The organism is Devosia naphthalenivorans, from assembly GCF_003056355.1.
Lineage (GTDB): Bacteria > Pseudomonadota > Alphaproteobacteria > Rhizobiales > Devosiaceae > Devosia > Devosia naphthalenivorans.
Map to the genome: position 1 here is coordinate 1 of NZ_PYVW01000053.1, position 301 is coordinate 301.

Sequence of the window (301 nt, forward strand, 5' to 3'; positions counted from 1 at the left end):
AATTCCCCTTGATTGCGGGGCTATTTTCAAGTGAAACCGGGTACATTGCCGTCGTTGTCGGGCGGGGATACCGGTGTGAGTCATCTGAAAGGGATTAACGTGAAGTACCGTTATGAGCTGACGGACAGTGTGGGGGTGATGGCTTCCCTGGGGTTCGCCGCGTCGAAAAAGAGCAGCACAGTGATGACCGGGGAGGATACGTTTCACTATGAGAGCCTGCGTGGACGTTATGTGAGCGTGATGGCCGGACCGGTTTTACAAATCAGTAAGCAGGTCAGCCCTTCTGATCAAGGGGGGAATT

General features: G+C 53.8%; 1 pseudogene. It reads left to right on the top strand.

The features are described from left to right. Positions 1 to 18: 18 nt before the first annotated feature. A pseudogene (locus C8264_RS21975) lies at positions 19 to 301 on the top strand (Ail/Lom family outer membrane beta-barrel protein); the annotation flags it as partial.